The sequence below is a fragment of the Citrobacter sp. Cpo015 genome (assembly GCF_030333035.1).
GTDB lineage: Bacteria > Pseudomonadota > Gammaproteobacteria > Enterobacterales > Enterobacteriaceae > Citrobacter > Citrobacter portucalensis.
The window spans coordinates 1,312,880-1,331,856 of sequence record NZ_JAOWGS010000019.1 but is presented as its reverse complement, the minus strand read 5'-3'; the positions used below and the strand labels follow the sequence as shown (position 1 = coordinate 1,331,856).

The following is an 18,977-nucleotide window of genomic DNA, read 5'->3' as shown; positions in this document are numbered from 1 at the left end:
CGCTGTGGATGCTAAGCGGCGCGGTCAGGGCGCAGACATGGAACATTGGCGTTTTGGCGATGCGCGGGGAGGTTTCTACACGTAATCACTGGCAGCCGCTGGAAACCTTGTTGAATCAGCAAATCCCCGGTGAGCAGTTTCATATTCAACCGCTGGACCTGCGGCAGATGCAGGAGGCGGTGAATCGTGGAACGGTACACTTTGTGGTCACCAATCCGGCGCAGTTTGTCCAGCTTAACAGCCGCTCGGCGCTACGCTGGCTGGCGTCGTTACGCTCCACCCGTGGTGGGAAAGCCACCAGTAACGTGATTGGCAGCGCCATTCTCGTCAGGCGCGACAGCGGGATAACCTCCGCACACGATCTGATCGGCAAAACGGTTGGCGCCATTGATGCTCAGGCGTTTGGTGGCTATTTGCTGGGATATAAAGCGCTCAGTGATGCCGGTCTGCGCCCTGAACGTGATTTACGTCTGACGTTTACCGGATTTCCCGCCGATGCCTTACTCTATTTATTACGTGAAAAAGCCGTGCAGGCGGTGATCGTGCCGGTGTGCCTGCTGGAAAAAATGGATGAAGAAGGCCTCATCCGTAAAACCGATTTTATGACCGTGTTGAATCATCCGACTTCAATTCCCTGTTTAACCAGTACGCCGCTCTATCCGGACTGGTCATTTGCCGCACTACCTGCAGTGAGTGACGAGCTGGCCGATCGCGTGACGCGGGTACTGTTCAATGCACCGCAAAACGCGACGTTTCGCTGGGGCGCGCCCGCCTCGACCCGTGAAGTAGAAGCGTTGCTGCGCGACGTCCGACAGCATCCGCAGCAGCGTCAGCTGTGGCTGGATGTCAAAAGCTGGTTTATTCAACACCGACTGGCGATGGGGGGCGTGGCCATCGTGCTGCTGTTGCTTACGCTCAATTACATCTGGGTGATGCTGTTGGTTCGCCGACGTGGCAGGCAGTTAGAGCGGAACAACGTGTTGTTGCACAAACAGGAACAGGCGCTGGAGACTGCCCGCCAAATGAGCGTGCTGGGGGAGATGACCTCCGGTTTTGCCCATGAGCTCAATCAGCCGTTGTCGGCTATCCGCCATTATGCCCAAGGCTGTCTGATTCGCCTGCGTGGTCAGGATGAGCAGCATCCGTTGTTGCCCGCGCTTGAGCACATAGACGCCCAGGCACAACGGGGAGCCGATACGCTGCGCAATCTCCGGCAGTGGGTCAGCCAGGCACAGGGCAATCCGGTACTCACCGATGGCTGGCAAGCCATCAACGTTCACGATGCTATCCATCACGTCTGGCAATTACTGCGCATGCCCCAGCAATTCCCGGCGGTAACGCTGCACACGCAGGTTAGCAAGGCGTTAACGTTGATGCTGCCAAGCGTTCTTCTTGAGCAGGTGCTGGCTAATCTGGTACTCAATGCCGCCCAGGCAGACGCTACGACAGTATGGTTTAGCGCCCTGCACAAGGATGGTGGCGTGCGTATTCAGGTGCAGGATAATGCCGGAGGCATTGACGAGGCTCAGTTGTATCAGGCGTTTCAGCCGTTTATGACCACCCGCAAAGAAGGTATGGGACTAGGACTGGCCATTTGTCAGCGACTGGTACGCTACGCAAACGGAGATATTGAGATCAAAAATCAGCAGGCCCCGGACGGTAAAGCGGGGGCGAGAGTGACATTGTATTTTAAACCAAATCAGGAAGGAGGCTGTAGTGGCGATAATTCATCTGCTGGATGACGACATTGCCGTTACCCAGGCCTGTGCGTTTTTATTGGAAAGTCTGGGATATGAAGTGTCTTGCTGGGAGCAAGGCGAGAAATTCCTCGCCGAGGCAAATCTGCACCAGGTGGGCGTACTACTGCTGGATATGCGTATGCCGGTACTGGATGGGCACGCTGTGCATGAAATCATGCGTCAGAAAGCAAGCACGCTGGCGGTGGTCTTTCTCACCGGGCATGGCGATGTGCCGATGGCGGTTGAGCAAATGAAACGTGGCGCGGTCGATTTTTTGCAAAAACCCGTGTCAGCCGTGCCGCTTCAGGCGGCATTAGAACATGCCTTGCAGGTCTCGGCAGCGGCGTTCTCGCGACAAGAGATCATCTCATGCTACCAACAACTTACGCCAAAAGAACGGGAACTGGCGCATCTGGTAGCAAAAGGGTTAATGAATCGGGAAATTGCTGATGCCATGAATATTGCCGTGCGTACGGTTGAAGTGCACCGGGCGCGGGTGATGGAAAAAATGCAGGCAGGAAGTCTTGCTGAGCTCGTTAATCGACTTCAGAGAATTCAGTAGAATGATGACATTTATTTGATTTTCATTGAATTTTGTCTAAATCCTCAGAGTGATATATGCTGTTGGTTTGAGTTAATGACGAGCGGGCAAAAATGGGAAATCAGACGAAAGACGACGAGTTGTACCGTGAAATGTGCAGAGTAGTCGGTAAAGTAGTGCTGGAAATGCGCGATCTGGGACAAGAACCTAAGCATATCGTCATTGCGGGAGTACTGAGAACTACCCTTGCTAACCAGCGCGTGAAGCGCAGTGAGTTAGAAAAACAGGCTATTGAGACCGTAATTAAAGCATTGGCCGGTTAATTCATAAAAAGAGGACCGCAGAAATTTTTTGCCGTCCTCTTATTCTCGATACGTTAATCTATCAATCTATATAATTTATCTCCGTTAATAATTGGTTGTAGAGAACTATAAAGTGATATGTATTTATTTATATATCGGTAGCCGTGCAATATTATATTTGGGAGAGGGTTCACAAATATTTGTAATTTAAATGGGCTGCTATTTCACTCCATTTCTTAATGATAATAAATCTCACTCCGCATTAATTATATCCCTTCCGTTTTTTAATTGATGACGATCAAGACTATGTATGCTGAATAACCACATTATTTCTGCGCCTAACCCTATAGGATTAGATTCATTCAGTTTAACCACCGTCATTTACGCGATCAGGTTAGGGCAAAAATTTACGTGTTGTTGGCAACATTAACCGCCCGATATGGCTTGAGCTGCGCTGGTTTAAATTAGCCTGGAGGTGTTGCTACCACAGCATTTGCGAAGAGGATGCGAAATAAATGAACCAGGTTGATCGTCCATTTTTAGATTGTGGTTTAACGCGACTAGAATTCCTGCGGATATCAGGGAAAGGACTGGCGGGATTAACGATTGCCCCCGCGCTGTTATCCCTATTTGGTTGTAAGCAGGAAGATATCGATAGTGGGACCGTGGGGCTTATCAATACGCCGAAAGGGGTTCTGGTGACCCAGCGAGCTCGCTGTACGGGCTGTCACCGCTGTGAAATATCCTGTACCAATTATAACGATGGTGCCGTAGGGACCTTCTTTTCCCGGATAAAAATCCATCGCAATTTCTTCTTTGGCGATGATGGCGTCGGGTCCGGTGGTGGGCTGTATGGCGATTTAAACTATACCGCTGATACCTGCCGGCAATGCAAAGATCCTCAGTGCATGAAGGTCTGCCCAATTGGTGCAATTACCTGGAAACAGGAAGACGGTTGTATTGCGGTGGACCACAAACGCTGTATTGGCTGTAGCGCGTGTACCACAGCCTGCCCGTGGATGATGGCGACCGTAAATACCGAAACGAAAAAGTCCTCAAAATGTGTGTTATGCGGGGAATGCGCCAATGCTTGTCCGACTGGAGCATTAAAAATTATCGAGTGGAAAGATATTACTGTTTGATAGATAACAGGCATACCTGATTCGCGCCATTAATTGCCAAAAATACTGCAGTTTTAGATCAAAAAGCTGCCTGAAGAATGGCGGGTATATCTATTAAACCTTCTTGCAAAGGAAAACATGATGGCTAATGGTTGGACAGGTAATATTTTACGGGTCAATCTCACCACGGGTAATATCACCCTTGAAGATTCCAGTAAATTTAAAAAATTTGTCGGTGGGATGGGCTTTGGTTATAAAATTATGTACGACGAAGTCCCGCCAGGCACCATGCCTTTTGATGAAGGGAATAAACTGGTTTTTGCCACCGGACCATTGACGGGGTCTGGCGCTCCCTGTAGCTCCCGCGTCAATATCACCTCCTTATCGACGTTTACCAAAGGTAACTTAGTCGTAGATGCCCATATGGGCGGTTTCTTTGCTGCACAAATGAAATTCGCCGGTTACGACGCCATTATTATTGAAGGCAAGTCCGCATCACCGGTCTGGATCAACATCAAAGACGATAAAGTCAGCATCGAAAAAGCCGATTTCTTGTGGGGCAAGGGGACTCGCGCCACAACCGAAGAGATTTGTCGGATTACCAGCCCGGAAACCTGCGTTGCCGCTATTGGGCAGGCGGGTGAGAATCTGGTGCCACTGTCCTGCATGATCAACAGCCGCAACCACAGCGGCGGTGCAGGTACGGGTGCGGTGATGGGTTCTAAAAACCTGAAGGCCATTGCGGTAGAAGGGACCAAAGGCGTCAACATTGCCGATCGTAAAGAGATGAAGCGTCTCAATGACTACATGATGACCGAGCTTATCGGCGCCAACAACAACCACGTTGTGCCAAGCACCCCGCAGGCCTGGGCAGAATACTCTTCGCCAAACTCGCGCTGGACAGCCCGTAAGGGACTTTTCTGGGGCGCGGCAGAAGGGGGGCCAATCGAAACCGGTGAAATCCCGCCGGGAAACCAAAATACGGTGGGTTTCCGTACCTATAAATCGGTGTTCGATCTGGGTCCAGCCGCAGAAAAATACACGGTCAAAATGAGCGGCTGCCATTCATGCCCTATTCGTTGTATGTCGCAGCTCAATGTCCCGCGGGTGAAGGATTTTGGCGTGCCGAGTACCGGCGGCAACACCTGCGTGGCGAACTTTGTTCACACCACCATTTTCCCCAATGGCCCGAAAGATTTTGACGATAAAGACGATGGGCGAGTCGTAGGGAACCTGATCGGACTGAACCTGTTTGACGATTACGGTATCTGGTGTAACTACGGCCAGCTGCACCGTGACTTTACCTACTGCTATTCGAAAGGCGTCTTTAAACGCGTGCTGCCAGCCGCAGAGTACGCGGAGATCCGTTGGGATCAACTGGAGGCGGGCGATCCTAACTTTATCAAAGATTTTTACTATCGACTGGCGCATCGCGTGGGGGAACTCAGTCATCTTGCGGACGGTTCGTATGCCATTGCTGAACGCTGGGATTTGGGCGAAGAGTACTGGGGTTATGCCAAAAATAAACTGTGGTCGCCGTTTGGTTTTCCGGTCCACCATGCAAACGAAGCCTCGGCGCAGGTGGGGGCGATCACCAACTGTATGTTTAACCGTGACTGTATGGCGCACACCCATATCAACTTCATCGGTTCCGGTTTGCCGCTGAAATTACAGCGCGAAGTGGCGGGCGAGTTATTTGGGTCGCAGGACGCCTACGACGAGACCAAGAATTACACCCCAATCAATGCCGCCAAGATCAAATATGCCAAATGGACGCTGCTGAAAGTCTGCCTGCATAACGCGGTTACGCTGTGTAACTGGGTTTGGCCGATGACGGTTTCACCACTCAAGAGCCGCAACTATCGCGGAGATTTGGATCTGGAAGCGAAATTCTTCCAGGCTGTCACCGGTGATGAAACCACGCAGGCGAGTCTGGACCTGGCCGCTGAACGCATCTTTACCCTGCATCGTGCCTATACGGTCAAACTGATGCAAACCAAAGATATGCGTAATGAACACGATCTCATCTGCTCCTGGGTGTTTGATAAAGACCCGAAAATTCCGGTCTTCACCGAAGGCACCGACAAGATGGACAGGGAGGATATGCGTCAGTCACTGACGATGTTCTATCAGGAAATGGGCTGGGATCCCGAGTTGGGTTGCCCAACGCGTGAAACCCTGAACCGACTCGGACTTGAAGACGTGGCAGCCGATTTGGCTGCGCAGGATCTGTTGCCAGCGTAAGGAACGCGAGATGACTAACGTGAGCAACGTTCAGGCACCCGTTGGGGCGCTTCCTGACGAGGTTGATAGCCAAAAGAGACACTGGCTACAGGCGTTTCACCCGTCGGTCGAGCAGGTGACTGCGCCGCAGGTTCAGGAAGCTGCCAGCCCGGAGTCGATTGTGGCAGATTTTATCCGCCAGCATTCGGCATCGGGGCACCTGGTGGCGCGCAGCGTGTTTCTGCAGCCACCTTATTCGGTCCCTGAAGCCGATCTCTCCGCGCTGCTGGATGTGCTGTGCCAGGACGCGAATAACGCGGATATCACCCGTGTGAAGGGTGCGGAAGATGTCTATTTCTACTCAACGCAAACCATGACGGCAAACTACGCCGGCATGTGCGTGCAGGTGGTGGAAAACGACATCTGCCGTGCGATTGCCGAGGCGGTACGCTTCGACTGTCAAACGTATCCTCGCCCCTATAAGGTCGCCATGTTGACGCAGCCGCCGTACAGCTTCGAGTCCCAACAAATTACAGCGGCGCTAACGGCCATGGAAACGCACCCTGATTACGCAGATATACGTACTGTGGAATCGTCAAATGCGGAGCCTTATTTGTTCAGCGAACGTTTTATGAGTTATGGCAAAGCGTACGGCCTGTGTGAATGGCTTGAGGTTGAGCAGTATCAGAACCCCTGAATTATTCAGGTTGATGTCATGGAATGTGTGGACGACCACTGTCACAGCATTAGAGGATAACCCGATGTCCTTCACCCGACGAAAATTTGTCATTGGCATGGGGACGGTGATTTTTTTTACCGGCCCAGGTCAAAATCTGTTAGCGAGTACCAGGAGCCCTAAAGCCGTTCGTTACGTCATGATTCACGACGAATCACTGTGTAACGGATGCAATATTTGCGCTCGTGCATGCCGGAAAACCAACCATGTACCTGACCAGGGCAGCCGTTTGTCGATCGCTCATATTCCTGTAACCGATAACGACAACGAAACGCTGTATCACTACTTCCGTCAGTCCTGCCAGCATTGTGATGATGCACCTTGTATTGAGGTGTGTCCGACCGGTGCCTCCTGGCGAGATGAGAACGGTATTGTGCGAGTAGATACGTCTTGCTGTATTGGTTGCAGTTACTGTATTGGCGCGTGTCCTTATCAGGTGCGCTATCTCAACCCGCAAACCAAAGTGGCGGATAAATGCGATTTCTGCGCTGAATCTCGGCTGGCGAAAGGTTTCCCTCCGATCTGTGTTAACGCTTGCCCGGAACATGCGCTGATTTTCGGTCGTGAAGATAGCCCGGAAATTCAGACCTGGTTGCGAGAAAACAAGTATTACGAATATCAACTTGCAGGCGCCGGGAAACCCCATCTGTATCGTCGGTTCGGTCAACATTTGATTAAAAAGGAAAATGTATGAACGTGTCGCAGAATGCCGAACAGTTTCACGCCCAGCTTGCACAGTATGTTCCCCTGTTTTCACCGGACTACTGGCCTGTGTGGTTAGTCGTTGCTGGGTTAATGCTGGTGGGAATGTGGCTGGTGCTGGCGCTTCACGCCATGCTGCGCTTTCGGGCTGTGCATAAAGCGTCGGCAGGGCACGGTGAGACGGTCTATTTATATTCGAAGGCTGTCCGCCTGTGGCACTGGTCGAATGCGCTGCTGTTTCTGTTACTTCTGGTCAGTGGCCTGGTCAATCACTTCTCTGCCGTCAGCGCGCCCGTAATGAAAAGCCTGCTTACCGTTCATGAGGTCTGCGGCTTTTTGCTACTTGCCTGCTGGATTGGTTTTGTGCTGATCAACCTGATTGGCGGCAACGGACATCACTATATTATTCAACGTCAGGGCTGGATCACTCGTGCGCAAAGACAAACTCGTTTTTACCTGTTTGGCATTATGCAGGGCGAGTCACACCCATTTCCGGCCTCACCTCGCTCTAAATTTAATCCGTTACAGCAGGCGGCCTATGTTGGCGTGATGTATGGTTTGTTGCCACTGCTACTGATCACTGGATTGTTATCGCTTTACCCGGTAGCCGTCGGCGATCTGTTCCCCGGAGTGCGTTACTGGCTGCTTCAGGCGCACTTTGCGCTGGCAATAGTCAGTCTGTTTTTCATTTTTGGGCATCTTTATCTCTGCACTACGGGTCGCACGCCGGGCGAAACCTTTAAGTGTATGGTGGATGGCTACCACCGGCATTAAGCGATGATGATTACGCGAAGTGACTTACGGGCCTGGCGTGTTGGGCCCGTCATGTATCGCTGGTTTCTACGCGCGTTTCCCGCAGGAGGAAGCTATGCCGATGTTCATCGCGCGCTCCAGCGGGAAGGGTATACCGATTGGGCAAATAGCCTGGTGGAATACGGCTGGTCAAAATGGCGGGAAGAGGCGAGTTTTGCTCAGCAGGATATTGACGCGATGGGGAATATTTCCCGTGAGCAAGCCGCGGGGGAAACCAGTCGTCCGTTGGCGAGTGCGGAAGATTATGCCCGATTTAGCAGTGCGGGTGATAACGTAAAAATTGCCAGCGCCGGGTATGCTGCGCAGATCGCCTGTGCCGGTTACAGCGCACGGATTGGCAGTGTAGGCTATAACACGCATATCGGCAGTTCAGGCGATCGCGGGCGAATAGCGATTGCGGGAAACTCGGCGCGTATCAGCAGTGTGGGCGATGGAACACGTATTGCCAGTACTGGCATGCGCGTACGTATCAGTTCGCTCGGCGACCGAAATCGGATTGCCAGTAGCGGTGATTTAACCCAACTGGCCTGTTTTGGCGCAGAGGCGAAAATCGCTAACTGCGCGGATAATATCCACATTATTGCCAGCGGAGAGAACGCCGTTGTTGCCAGTACCGGTGCTGTCGACTCAATAATTCTTGGTCCCGGCGGATGTGCGGCGCTGGCTTATCACGATGGCGAAAGAATGCGTTTTGCGCTTGCCGTTGAAGGGGAAAATAACATTCGGGCGGGCGTGAAATATCGGCTCAACGAAGACCATCAGTTCGTGGAATGTTGAGCCGAGAGGTCATTTTAGTGCGAATCGGCGCTGGGTGATTTTTTCAAGGCTAAAGCACAGCAGGTAATAAACCAGCCCGGTAAAGATAAAAATGGCTGCGGGGTAAATTTGCACCCGGCTGTTAACCTGACCGGCAACTGTCGTGAGTTCCGGCACGTTAACGATAAACGCCAGTGACGTATCCTTCAGCAGCCCAATAAAAATCCCTGTCAGCGACGGCAGTACGTTACGCAGCACCTGCGGCAGCAAGATAAGCCACAGGGCCTGATCTGGGCGAAAACCCTGAACGACTGCCGCTTCATATTGCCCGCCAGGCAGTGCGCTAATTCCAGCATACACCGAGTGCATCACCGAGGCGGCGGTGAACCATGCCAGCGCCAGCGTCACGGTAACTGCACCGGGCAGATCGCTTCCGGTCAGCATGGGTAGCAAATACCACATCCAGAAAATCACAAAGATGAGCGGAATGCCGCGAATAAATTCCGCCCAGATAAACAACCCGTTGCGAACCGCGCCCGGAAATCGCCAGGCGCAGCAGGCAAGAACGATCCCGCCAGGCAGCGCCAGCAATGCCGCACCGATAGCCATCAGCAAAGTGAGCAGTACACCGCCGGGTTGCCCCTCAGCTACACGTCCCCACAGGAGATAGTCAAGATTATCGGTAATGACCGAAACATTAGCGATCATGCAGTATGCTCCTGACGTTGAAGATGCGCATTCTTATCTTTGACGATTTACCCGACGCAGACTGCGGGCCAAGACGCGTAAGCAGCATTCCCAGAACGATGCCGGTAAACAGATAGAGTGCAGTGCCAACGGCAAAGGCTTCCAGCGCGTGCGCGTTGTAGCTCTCAATTTGCCGTACCTGGTAGGTGAGCTCAGCAAATCCAATACCGCTGGCAAGCGAGGAAAGCTTCATCAGGTTGAGATATTGCCCAACAATCGGTTGCCAGGCGTTTGCCAGCCCCTGCGGCAGCAGAATGTGACGAAATATCGCCCAGGATGAAAACCCCTGCGCCACGGCAGCCTCGCGTTGTCCGGCAGAAACAGCCTGTAAACCCGAAGCGATCTCTTCAACCAAAAATGCTGAGGTAAATACCCCCAACCCCCATGCTGAACAGATAAACTCCGGTGTTAACCACCAGACATCACCCGGCAAAATTGACCATGGATGATCGGCATTGATAAAGCTAATGACGTTACGGGGTAGCCAGTTCCAGGCGGCAAAATACCAGAACATCAGTTGCACCAGTAAAGGCGTGTTGCGAAACACCGAGACCCACACCCCGACCATCGCTTTAGCGAGACGATTGCCCGTCAGGCGCAGGCCGAGCAGTGAGATGGCAATGAGCGTGGCGAGCACAATACCTGCCAGCGTCACCCAGAGCGTGGTGAGAAAACCGGAAATTATCCATTGCAGGGGTTGCCCGCTCAGCACCCCCTGCCAGTCCATTGCATGCATTATGACGATGACTCCTGGTGTAACGGGTCGAGCACTTTTTTCAGGAAACGCTGGGTTCTCGGGTGCTGTGGTCGGACGAAAAAATCCTCCGGCGCGGCCACTTCCAGAATATCGCCACCATCGATGAAAACCACCCGATCGGCAATCTCGCGGGCAAAATGCATTTCGTGGGTCACGACGATCATGGTGATACCGCTGTGGGCCAAATTTTTCATTACCTGTAATACCTCGCCGATCATTTCCGGATCCAGCGCGGAAGTGGGCTCATCAAACAGAATAATTTGTGGCGACGAGGCCAGTGCGCGGGCGATGGCCACGCGCTGCTGCTGCCCACCGGACAACTGCGCGGCATAGGCGTTGGCTTTTTCCGCCAGTCCCACTTTTTCCAGCAACTCAAGTGCCCGACGATCCGCTTCCGTCTTGTTCCAGCCGTGAACGTATTCCAGCGCCAGTGCGATGTTCTGCTGCGCAGTCAGGTGCGAATAAAGATTGAATTGCTGAAATACGAAACCGATACGGCTACGTAGCTGGCGTAACGCCGCCCCGCGCAACTGGCTAATCGGTTTACCATCAATGAAGATTTCGCCACCGCTGAGCGACTCAAGCTGGTTGATAAGACGTATAAGAGTGGATTTTCCTGAGCCGGAAGGCCCCAGAATAGTCACCACTTCACCGGGTTCAACCGCCAGGCTAACGCCGTTAAGGACGGTGTGAGCGTCATACTGTTTAATCACATTGCGTAGTTCGACGCTCGACTGGCGCAAATGGGTAAAATCCGCAGCCGAAGCTGCGGATCGATGAAAAAGGGTTGAGAGCATATTACTTGGCTTCTATTTTAAAGGCGCGGGCTTGCGGATTTTTGGTTTCAGGACCAAACCAGACATCATAAATTTTGGCTGCCTGCCCGGTAGATTCCAGCTTCAAAAGTTCATCGTTGACGGCTTTTAACAACGCTGGCTCACCTTTTTTCACCCCCACGCCGATCTCTTCTTTGCTCAGCAGGTCCGGCAGAATTTTGAAATCAGCTTTATCCGGCGCAGCGCCTAATAACCCGGCCAGAATCGTACTGTCCTGGGTAATGGCCTGAACATTGCCGTTGCGTAGCGCGGTTAACGCCAGCGGGATATCGTCGTAGGCCAACACGCGCGACTGCGGGAAGCGCTGATGCAGTGCCTGTTCACCAGTAGTGCCTTTTACCGCGCCGATGCGTGCTTTGCTGTATTCATCGAGCTTATCCGGAGATTTTGCTGGCACAAGGAACTGCTGGCCGGTAACAAAATAAGGAACGGAGAAATCTATTACCTGCGCCCGTTCAGGTGTAATCGTGATATCTGCGACGATTAAATCAGCTTTACCAGATTGTAATAACGGAATGCGGTTTGCCGGATTGGTCGCTACAAGTTCCAGTTTTACACCAAGGGATTTGGCCAGCGCTTCGGCAAAATCAACGTCGTAGCCGACAATCTTATGGGTTTTGGCATCGACGGAGCCAAACGGAGGATTCGCGTCAAATGTCGCGACTTTTACGACGCCTGCGGCTTTGATATCGGCCAGTTGGTCAGCCTGAACCTGCGAGACGGTAAGTCCTGAGGCCAGCAGCACGCCCAATGCCAGCAGTGTTTTTTTAGCGCGGTTAGTTTTCGTTGCCATCATTGTATGAAATCCCTGTAGTTTTTGGTTTGTGCTTTTTACGCTCCCATAACTTACGGTTGGGACAAAATAAGAAAAAATTCTTATCTATATACAAAATGTTATTAGTGAAGGATGTGTTAATAGCGGGTGAAAATAATGCATGAGTGAAAGGTAAAATCGTGCATAAGCCTGGTAATAATTCGCATTTTGTTTTTGTGTGAGAGCACGCTTGAATAAGATTGAGCTGTGCTAATGTCCAGAAATGCTACTGGAATACCCTCCGGACCTGTACCATATATCACAACAGGTCTGGAGTGGGGATAAGCATGCTGCGTGATAATTTTAACGATCTCTATTATCTCATTATCGTTGCCCGCGAGCGTAGTTTTACCCGGGCAGCGGCAAAACTTGGGGTTTCGCAATCCGCGCTAAGCCATGCGATTCGTGGGCTTGAAGAGCGGCTGGATGTACGGCTTCTGACCCGCACCACGCGCAGTGTTGCGCCGACCGAAGCCGGAGAACGGCTTATCAACAGTATCAGCCCGCGTTTTGATGACATTGAAACAGAGCTGCTGGCATTAACCGATGTCCGTCAGCGCGTGGCCGGTAACATCCGCCTGACGCTGGGCGAACATGCATTGCAATCTACCGTCTGGCCCGCGCTGGAGCCGTTTTTGCAGGCTTACCCTGATGTGAATGTGGAAATGACCATCGACAATAGTCTGACGGATATTGTGACTGGCCGTTATGACGCGGGTATTCGGCTCGGTGAGCAGGTGGCAAAAGACATGGTCGCCGTCAGAATTGGCCCGGACTGGCGCATGGTAGTGGTGGGGTCACCGGCGTATTTTGCTCGTCATGGCAAACCGCAAACCCCTCACGACATGCAAAATCACAGCTGTATTAACATGCGCATGCCGACGTTGGGCGGATTATACGCCTGGGAGTTTGCTAAAGACGGGCAAGATTTGCGCGTACGGGTGGAAGGGCAGCTTATTTTTAACAATCTACCCCCGCGAATTAGCGCTGCGATGGCGGGAATGGGGCTGGCTTTTGTGCCGGAAGACACCGTCGAACAGGCTGTTGCAGAGGGGGCATTAGAAAAAGTGTTGGAGGACTGGTGCGAACCTTTTCCTGGCTATTATTTGTACTATCCCAGCCGAAAACAACATACCGCCGCCTTTGCGCAACTGATTGAGGCCTTACGGTATACGGGCTGAAGTGGGTGGGGTTAACAGGCGATAAAAAACCGGCATTGCGCCGGTTTGGAAATCAGATTTTGCAGGCGTCGCCGCAGTCATTATCAGCAATAATTTCCTGCGCTTTCTTGTCTGCATCTTCCAGACGTTCAGCGTTACGCTCTTGCGCTTCTTCCAGTCCATCAAAGACCAGATTATCGAGATCAATTTCCATCATTCACCTGCTCAGGTTCAGCGTTTAACATCACGTTATTATATTGCAAAAATGTTGCTTAACAGCAGCGATTCTTGCTACTTAGCATCGAACGCAATCCGCTGTGCGTATTTATCCGCCAAAATAGCCTATGGTTCGCAATTGCTAAAGAATCGTTGGTTGTAAATACCGCAAAATCCTCGCTCTCTCTACCGTTTTATCTCCACTTTTTCATTAACGTGATGCGCGATCATTTTTAACAAATCTGCGACAAAATCACTATACATATAACTTAATATCTTTTATACATTAATTGTTCAACCCTGCGACTATTCCACAAAAGAGAAAGCAATATGGAACAGACACCTGATAAGAAAAATGATAATTTTCAAAAAGATGGCAAAGAACAGTTCAATCGCTCGATCGGTCTTATTTCAAACTTTGCGTTGGGTTTTACCTACCTGTCGCCGCTTACTGCCGTCTATTCGCTGTTTGCACTGGCCGTAACGCTGGCGGGGCCGCCCGCAGTATGGTGGATTTTAATCGTCGCATGTGGGCAACTTTTGGTGGCATTGGTGTTTGGTGAGGTCGCTTCCCAGTATCCGATAACCGGCGGGCTTTACCCCTGGGCCAGAAGGTTGTGGGGCAAGAAGTATGCGTGGATCGCCGCCTGGATCTACCTGTGGGCGCTGGTGGTCACCATTACGTCGATCGCGGAATATACATCAACGTTTGTTGAATCACTCTTCCACTATGGTCAGACGCCGGCCACGATGTTGGTGACTTCCGTCCTGCTGCTGCTGTTGATGATGGCCGTTAATATGTCCGGGACTAAAAATCTGGCCCGGGTGGCGAAAATTGGTTTCTGGTGTGAAATTGTCAGCGTGATCGCGCTGGGGATTTATCTGCTGATTTTCCACCGTTCGCAGCCGTTCTCTGTGATTTTTGACTCGATGGGCGTGCTGGCTCATGACGGCAGCTACTCCACCGCATTTATGTCTGCTGCGCTGATGGGACTGTTTATGTTCTTTGGCTTTGAGGCCTGCGGTAACGTTGCGGAAGAGGTGCAGAATCCGAGTAAAAAGATCCCGGTGGCGATGATTTTAAGCATCGTATTCGGCGCGATTTCCGCCATTATTTCTGTTATGGGTTATTTGCTGGCTTCACCGAATCTGGTCAGCATCGTGAATGGCAAAACGTCCGATCCGATCCCGGCAATCCTTAATGAAGCTCTGGGCGAAACTGGCGCGACTGTCTTTATCGTGGTTGCAATTATCGCCATGTTGTCGTGCATTTTGTCTCTGCAGGCTGCGTTAAGCCGTCTTATCTTTTCTTTCTCCCGCGACAGAATGCTGCCGGGAAGTGAATGGATGGCCAAAATCTCTAAAAATGGTGTTCCGGATAATGCCATGGTCGTCAGTTGCCTGCTGCCAGTGATCATCTGCGTTTGGGTTTATTTCCAGCCAGATAACCTGTCGCGTATCACCGCGTTTGCTGTTATCGGGATATACATCTCGTTCCAGATGGTTGTGCTGGCCGCGCTGCGTCAGCGTCTGAAAGGCTGGAAACCGGCGGGGGAGTGGACCATTGGCGGTTGGGGCGTAATCGTGAATGTGCTGGCGTTAGCTTACGGATTGTGCGGGATCTGGTTACTGGCGCAACCGGCAGACAGCAGCGACTTCATCGACCGTTGGACGGTCCTGTTCGGCCTGGCGATTGTTGTTGGCTCGGGGCTTATTTATATGTTCCTGACCCGTCCGTTTGGTCGTTCAGCGGCGCCGGAAAACGACGCCATTGCCTACGCCAATAAGCTCAATATGGGGCAGGATAACTAAAAACTAAGGGCCTTCGGGCCCTTAGTTTTGATAGTGATAAAGGATAAAGTAGTCGCTCCGATACACCACGGTACTGTTTGCAGGTGACAGCAATTCACCCACGCGAAAACGTGGCCAACTGGAGAAAATGATCCTGTTTTCCAGATTGGTCAGAATCACATAGTCAGGATGGGCACAGGAAAGCAGTTCGGCTTCTATCTGACTGACCAGCAGATCGACCGCGGCAACACCGAGAAACTGGTTGTTGTAGTAGACCGGGACGGCTGACGTTAGGGTATAGGAGATATTGCAAATATAGTCGACGTAGGGGCCGTGGATATAGGCTTTGCCTGCCGGAGGAGAATGCTTAAACCACTCAAAGGTTCTGAAATCCAGTCGTTGTTGCGTGGCCTGATCCAAATCCAGATGCGCCTGGCTTAAACCATTATCTTTCTTATACCACCACTCCAGCAACCAGTACTCTTTTGTGGTTGCGGTGCTCTCAATATGGCTGGCGAATCCTGCCCCTGAGCAGTAATGGTTGTTATTGAGCGTGCGCTTGATGTGCTGTTGAACGGTGGATCTGACTGAGGGGTCGAGAACAACCTCGGCTGAGGCCTTTTGTACCCCTGAAATCGCCTCATGGATGCTCCTCGCCAGCGCAACGGTAGAATCTACGGTAGAAACAGTAATGTCATCAATTTTACGAATTAATGCGCTTAGGGATGTCGAAGAGCTCATTGTCTGTCCTGTCTTCACTGATTGTCAGTTCGAATTATATTTCAGCTTTTTTTCAATAAGGTAGTAGGTAAACGTGTCGATGATCTGCGTGGCAAACTGTACTGACTCTGCCTCGTTGTGAGCAGCCAGCGCATCGGCCAGCGCCGAATAAAGCGCGATAATTTCTGCATGAATACTGTCTGTGCGATAAAGTATCGCCACCAGCGATGCCCATTCAGCCTGAACCTGCAGCTCCTGATTGGCCAGTCGCGCTGAATGCGAACTGGCGGCAATCGCCAGCAGACAACGCATATCGGCCTGGGTCATCAGCTCAGGTGAGTTTGCCTTTCTGAGCACCTCGACAAACTCGCGAAATTTGGCGATATCCGCACCGGTCATCCGTCGGGAAGCCAGCCTCGCGCTATGGCTAATAATGGCGCAATGCATTTCACCCAGATCAGACAGATAATCCGTACTGATCGCCTTGAACGGATGAAGGGCGCTATTTTTGCCATCAATATTTTCGCAAACGAAACTCCCGCCATTACGACCACGAACCGTATGGATAAGATTATTAGCCCGAAGCGTGTTTAGCGCTTCCCTGATAGTGATATGTGAGACACCCATCATCTTTGCCAGATCAGTTTCGTTGGGGAGCTGTTCTTTTGGCTCCAGCAACCCCGTGATAATGGCATTTGAAAGGCGTTGGACTATCTGGTCTGAACGACTGACCTGCCCGATAGGCGCAAATATGACCGCGTGAGTAATCATAATCTTTTCTGTACTCAATTCCCTGAAACAACGACCATTTTTAACACATGCCCGTCGGGCAAGGAAGGTAAGAATGGCCGAGTTATTTTACATGCCTGGGCGCAACGTCACTGCACAAGCGGATGTGTGTCCCGATAACCTTATGATGAGCTGGGCGTAACGCGTCAGCTGGCAATAAAAAGCCTCATCCTGCAAATGTGAAAATTAAGTTAAAAATGCGAGGCTTATCATAGTGTCAATGTTGCGCATTTGAAAAAATTTTACAATATATATATTACATAAGATTCTTTATGTATTAATTGGCAGGAGACAAACATGAAAACCCTGAAGCATTTTATTAATGGGCACTATGTAGCAGGCAGTAGCGAAGATAGCTTCGAACTGGTGAGTCCGGTTGACGGTGAAACGTACGCAATATCTCCCAACGCTAACGAGGCGGAGGTAGAGCAGGCTTACTCAGCAGCGGAGGCGGCGTTTAGCATCTGGAGAAAATCGACGCCGGCACAGCGGCAAAAGGCGTTATTGCGGCTGGCCGATGAGATTGAACGTAACGTTGAGCGACTGGTAACCGCGCAGAGTCAGGAAACCGGTCAGCTTCGCCATTTTATTGAGAAAGAGGAGATCGCAGCATCTTGCGATGCCATCCGCTTTTTTGCCGGTGCGGCGCGCTGTCTTGAAGGAAAGGCGGCCGGAGAATATTCCTCAGGATTTACTTCAACCATTCGTCGTGAACCGCTGGGTATTGTTGGGCAAGTGACGCCGTGGAACTACCCGTTCATGATGGCGGTGTGGAAGATTGCACCAGCGCTGGCGGCAGGCAACACGGTGGTGCTAAAACCAAGCGACACCACGCCAGTCAGTACGCTGCTGTTGGCTGAACTGGCCGCACCGTTGTTCCCGAGAGGGGCATTTAACGTTGTATTGGGCAAAGCCAGCACTGGTTCGCTGGTGGTTTCAAACCCGAAAGCCTCACTGGTCTCGATTACCGGTTCGGTCCGTGCGGGTTTGCAGGTTGCGGCTTCGGCGGCGGCAAATCTGACCCGAGCACACCTGGAATTGGGTGGGAAAGCGCCCGCAATCGTATTCGCCGATGCGGATATGGACAAGGCGATTGCGACGATTACCACAGCAGGCTTTTTCAATGCCGGGCAGGATTGCACAGCGGCAACGCGGATTCTGGTAGAGCAATCCATCTACGCAGAGTTTCTTGAAAAACTGATCCAGAAAACAAAAAGTATCAAATATGGGCCGCCAGAAGATCAAAATGCACTGTACGGCGCATTGAATAGCCGGAATCAGTTGGAGCAGGTGAAAGGCTTTATTGAGCGTTTACCGGCACATGCAAAAATTGAAACCGGTGGGCGCGCAGGATCTGGTCCAGGCTTCTATTTTGAGCCGACGATCGTCTCCGGTTTGCATCAAAATGATGAAGCTATTCAGCATGAAGTATTTGGCCCGGTAATGACTATTCAGTCGTTTTCTACTGACGAAGAGGTACTACACAAAGCGAATGATGTGGAGTATGGTCTTGCCGCCAGCGTCTGGACCAGTAACCATGGTCGCGCCCAACGCTTCAGCATTGACCTCGATTTTGGCACGGTGTGGATTAACAATCACATTCCTCTGTGTGCCGAGATGCCGCACGGCGGGTTCAAAAAATCGGGGTACGGCAAAGATCTCTCATCTTATTCACTCGAGGAATACACTCGGGTGAAACATATCATGTGCGACATTTCTGAATAGAGAGGATTACGATGAAAACATTAAAAATCGCGGTGCTTTCATTAGTGATGTTCTCGGGCTATAGCCTGGCAGAAAGTACATCGCTGAATACCGTAAAAGAGTATATGGCGGCGTGGAATGCGCATGATGCTTCGCGAGCCGCTCAATTTCTTGCTGATGATGCGGTCTATTATGATGCCGCCGCAGGAGAACCGATAAACGGCAGGGAAAAAGCAGAAAAAGAGGTTATCGGCGCTTTTATTAAGGCGGTTCCAGATCTTAGCTGGAAAATGGTTGGAAAACCCGTCTACGACGAAGATACCGTGGCCTTTCGTTGGGAATTTTCAGGCAAAAATAGTGGTGAATGGGCAGGGAGTCCGCCGACAAATAATCCGATCAAATTTGAAGGCGTCAGCTATATTCATGTTAAAGCAGGAAAAATCACCTGGCAGGGTGATTATTATGATTCTAAAAAACTGGATGAAGAGTTAAAGCCAGTGAAGTAGTCGG

At 51.3% G+C, this 18,977-nt stretch carries 20 protein-coding genes; 13 read left to right on the top strand and 7 right to left on the bottom strand.

All coding sequences use genetic code 11. The features are described from left to right. Window positions 1–8: 8 nt before the first annotated feature. The 9 genes from ttrS (at window position 9) to ydhT (ending at window position 8,954) form a co-directional block, all read left to right on the top strand. Entirely contained in the window at window positions 9–1,742 is a 1,734-nt protein-coding gene (ttrS, locus tag OGY67_RS06465; protein ID WP_286573805.1) for a tetrathionate respiration histidine kinase TtrS, read from the top strand. Beyond that, complete coding sequence (gene ttrR / locus OGY67_RS06460) at window positions 1,717–2,301, top strand: tetrathionate respiration response regulator TtrR (RefSeq protein WP_000974596.1); 585 nt, start codon at window positions 1,717–1,719, stop codon at window positions 2,299–2,301. The genes ttrS and ttrR overlap by 26 nt, the downstream gene beginning before the upstream one ends. A 92-nt stretch (window positions 2,302–2,393) precedes the next feature. Then, entirely contained in the window at window positions 2,394–2,603 is a 210-nt protein-coding gene (fumD, locus tag OGY67_RS06455; protein WP_003029345.1) for a fumarate hydratase FumD, read from the top strand. A 494-nt stretch (window positions 2,604–3,097) separates the two neighbouring features. After that, entirely contained in the window at window positions 3,098–3,724 is a 627-nt protein-coding gene (locus tag OGY67_RS06450; protein WP_016152920.1) for a ferredoxin-like protein, read from the top strand. A 120-nt stretch (window positions 3,725–3,844) separates the two neighbouring features. Beyond that, complete coding sequence (locus OGY67_RS06445; protein ID WP_048226696.1) at window positions 3,845–5,947, top strand: aldehyde ferredoxin oxidoreductase; 2,103 nt, start codon at window positions 3,845–3,847, stop codon at window positions 5,945–5,947. 10 nt (window positions 5,948–5,957) lie between these two features. Then, window positions 5,958–6,623 (top strand): YdhW family putative oxidoreductase system protein, encoded by a 666-nt coding sequence (locus OGY67_RS06440; RefSeq protein ID WP_286573792.1) that lies wholly within the window; start codon window positions 5,958–5,960, stop codon window positions 6,621–6,623. 64 nt (window positions 6,624–6,687) lie between these two features. After that, entirely contained in the window at window positions 6,688–7,356 is a 669-nt protein-coding gene (locus OGY67_RS06435) for a 4Fe-4S dicluster domain-containing protein (protein WP_020996435.1), read from the top strand. Continuing rightward, window positions 7,353–8,138: a thiosulfate reductase cytochrome B subunit gene (gene phsC, locus OGY67_RS06430; protein ID WP_286573791.1), complete on the top strand. Its 786-nt coding sequence runs from the start codon at window positions 7,353–7,355 to the stop codon at window positions 8,136–8,138. Before OGY67_RS06435 ends, phsC begins: the two co-directional genes overlap by 4 nt. Before the next feature lie 3 nt (window positions 8,139–8,141). Continuing rightward, window positions 8,142–8,954, top strand: a complete 813-nt coding sequence (gene ydhT, locus OGY67_RS06425) for a protein YdhT (protein WP_079933950.1) — start codon at window positions 8,142–8,144, stop codon at window positions 8,952–8,954. A gap of 9 nt (window positions 8,955–8,963) precedes the next feature. Here the strand turns inward: ydhT and OGY67_RS06420 are convergent, their stop codons facing one another. The 4 genes from OGY67_RS06420 to OGY67_RS06405 are packed head-to-tail and all read right to left on the bottom strand — an operon-like array spanning window position 8,964 to window position 12,069. Continuing rightward, window positions 8,964–9,641 carry an amino acid ABC transporter permease gene (locus tag OGY67_RS06420; RefSeq protein WP_003832686.1) on the bottom strand — a complete coding sequence of 226 codons (678 nt, stop codon included), beginning with the start codon at window positions 9,639–9,641 and terminating at the stop codon, window positions 8,964–8,966. After that, complete coding sequence (locus OGY67_RS06415; protein WP_286573790.1) at window positions 9,631–10,416, bottom strand: amino acid ABC transporter permease; 786 nt, start codon at window positions 10,414–10,416, stop codon at window positions 9,631–9,633. The genes OGY67_RS06420 and OGY67_RS06415 overlap by 11 nt, the downstream gene beginning before the upstream one ends. Further along, the gene (locus OGY67_RS06410; protein WP_048235467.1) at window positions 10,416–11,234 is read right to left on the bottom strand and encodes an amino acid ABC transporter ATP-binding protein; all 819 of its coding nucleotides are present in this window, start codon (window positions 11,232–11,234) and stop codon (window positions 10,416–10,418) included. The genes OGY67_RS06415 and OGY67_RS06410 overlap by 1 nt, the downstream gene beginning before the upstream one ends. 1 nt (window position 11,235) lies before the next feature. Continuing rightward, window positions 11,236–12,069 (bottom strand): ABC transporter substrate-binding protein, encoded by an 834-nt coding sequence (locus OGY67_RS06405; protein WP_020996433.1) that lies wholly within the window; start codon window positions 12,067–12,069, stop codon window positions 11,236–11,238. Between the two features lie 305 nt (window positions 12,070–12,374). Here OGY67_RS06405 and OGY67_RS06400 point away from each other — a divergent pair, with 305 nt between their 5' ends. Beyond that, entirely contained in the window at window positions 12,375–13,268 is an 894-nt protein-coding gene (locus OGY67_RS06400) for a LysR family transcriptional regulator (protein WP_286573789.1), read from the top strand. 52 nt (window positions 13,269–13,320) lie between these two features. On the opposite strand, the gene OGY67_RS06395 is transcribed toward OGY67_RS06400, so the two are convergent. After that, complete coding sequence (locus OGY67_RS06395; protein ID WP_003832695.1) at window positions 13,321–13,461, bottom strand: hypothetical protein; 141 nt, start codon at window positions 13,459–13,461, stop codon at window positions 13,321–13,323. Between the two features lie 332 nt (window positions 13,462–13,793). Between OGY67_RS06395 and OGY67_RS06390 the strand changes: the two genes are divergently transcribed. Next, a complete protein-coding gene (locus OGY67_RS06390; RefSeq protein ID WP_003832697.1) occupies window positions 13,794–15,275 on the top strand; it encodes an APC family permease in 1,482 nt (493 codons plus the stop codon). A 21-nt stretch (window positions 15,276–15,296) separates the two neighbouring features. Here OGY67_RS06390 and OGY67_RS06385 read toward each other — a convergent pair whose 3' ends face one another. Further along, window positions 15,297–15,995 (bottom strand): cache domain-containing protein, encoded by a 699-nt coding sequence (locus tag OGY67_RS06385; protein WP_103014626.1) that lies wholly within the window; start codon window positions 15,993–15,995, stop codon window positions 15,297–15,299. Between the two features lie 24 nt (window positions 15,996–16,019). Continuing rightward, window positions 16,020–16,745, bottom strand: a complete 726-nt coding sequence (locus tag OGY67_RS06380; RefSeq protein ID WP_008784630.1) for a FadR/GntR family transcriptional regulator — start codon at window positions 16,743–16,745, stop codon at window positions 16,020–16,022. Window positions 16,746–17,060: 315 nt separating this feature from the next. Between OGY67_RS06380 and OGY67_RS06375 the strand changes: the two genes are divergently transcribed. After that, window positions 17,061–18,488: a gamma-aminobutyraldehyde dehydrogenase gene (locus tag OGY67_RS06375; RefSeq protein WP_008784631.1), complete on the top strand. Its 1,428-nt coding sequence runs from the start codon at window positions 17,061–17,063 to the stop codon at window positions 18,486–18,488. An 11-nt stretch (window positions 18,489–18,499) separates the two neighbouring features. After that, a complete protein-coding gene (locus tag OGY67_RS06370) occupies window positions 18,500–18,973 on the top strand; it encodes an ester cyclase (RefSeq protein ID WP_032943249.1) in 474 nt (157 codons plus the stop codon). Window positions 18,974–18,977: the final 4 nt, after the last annotated feature.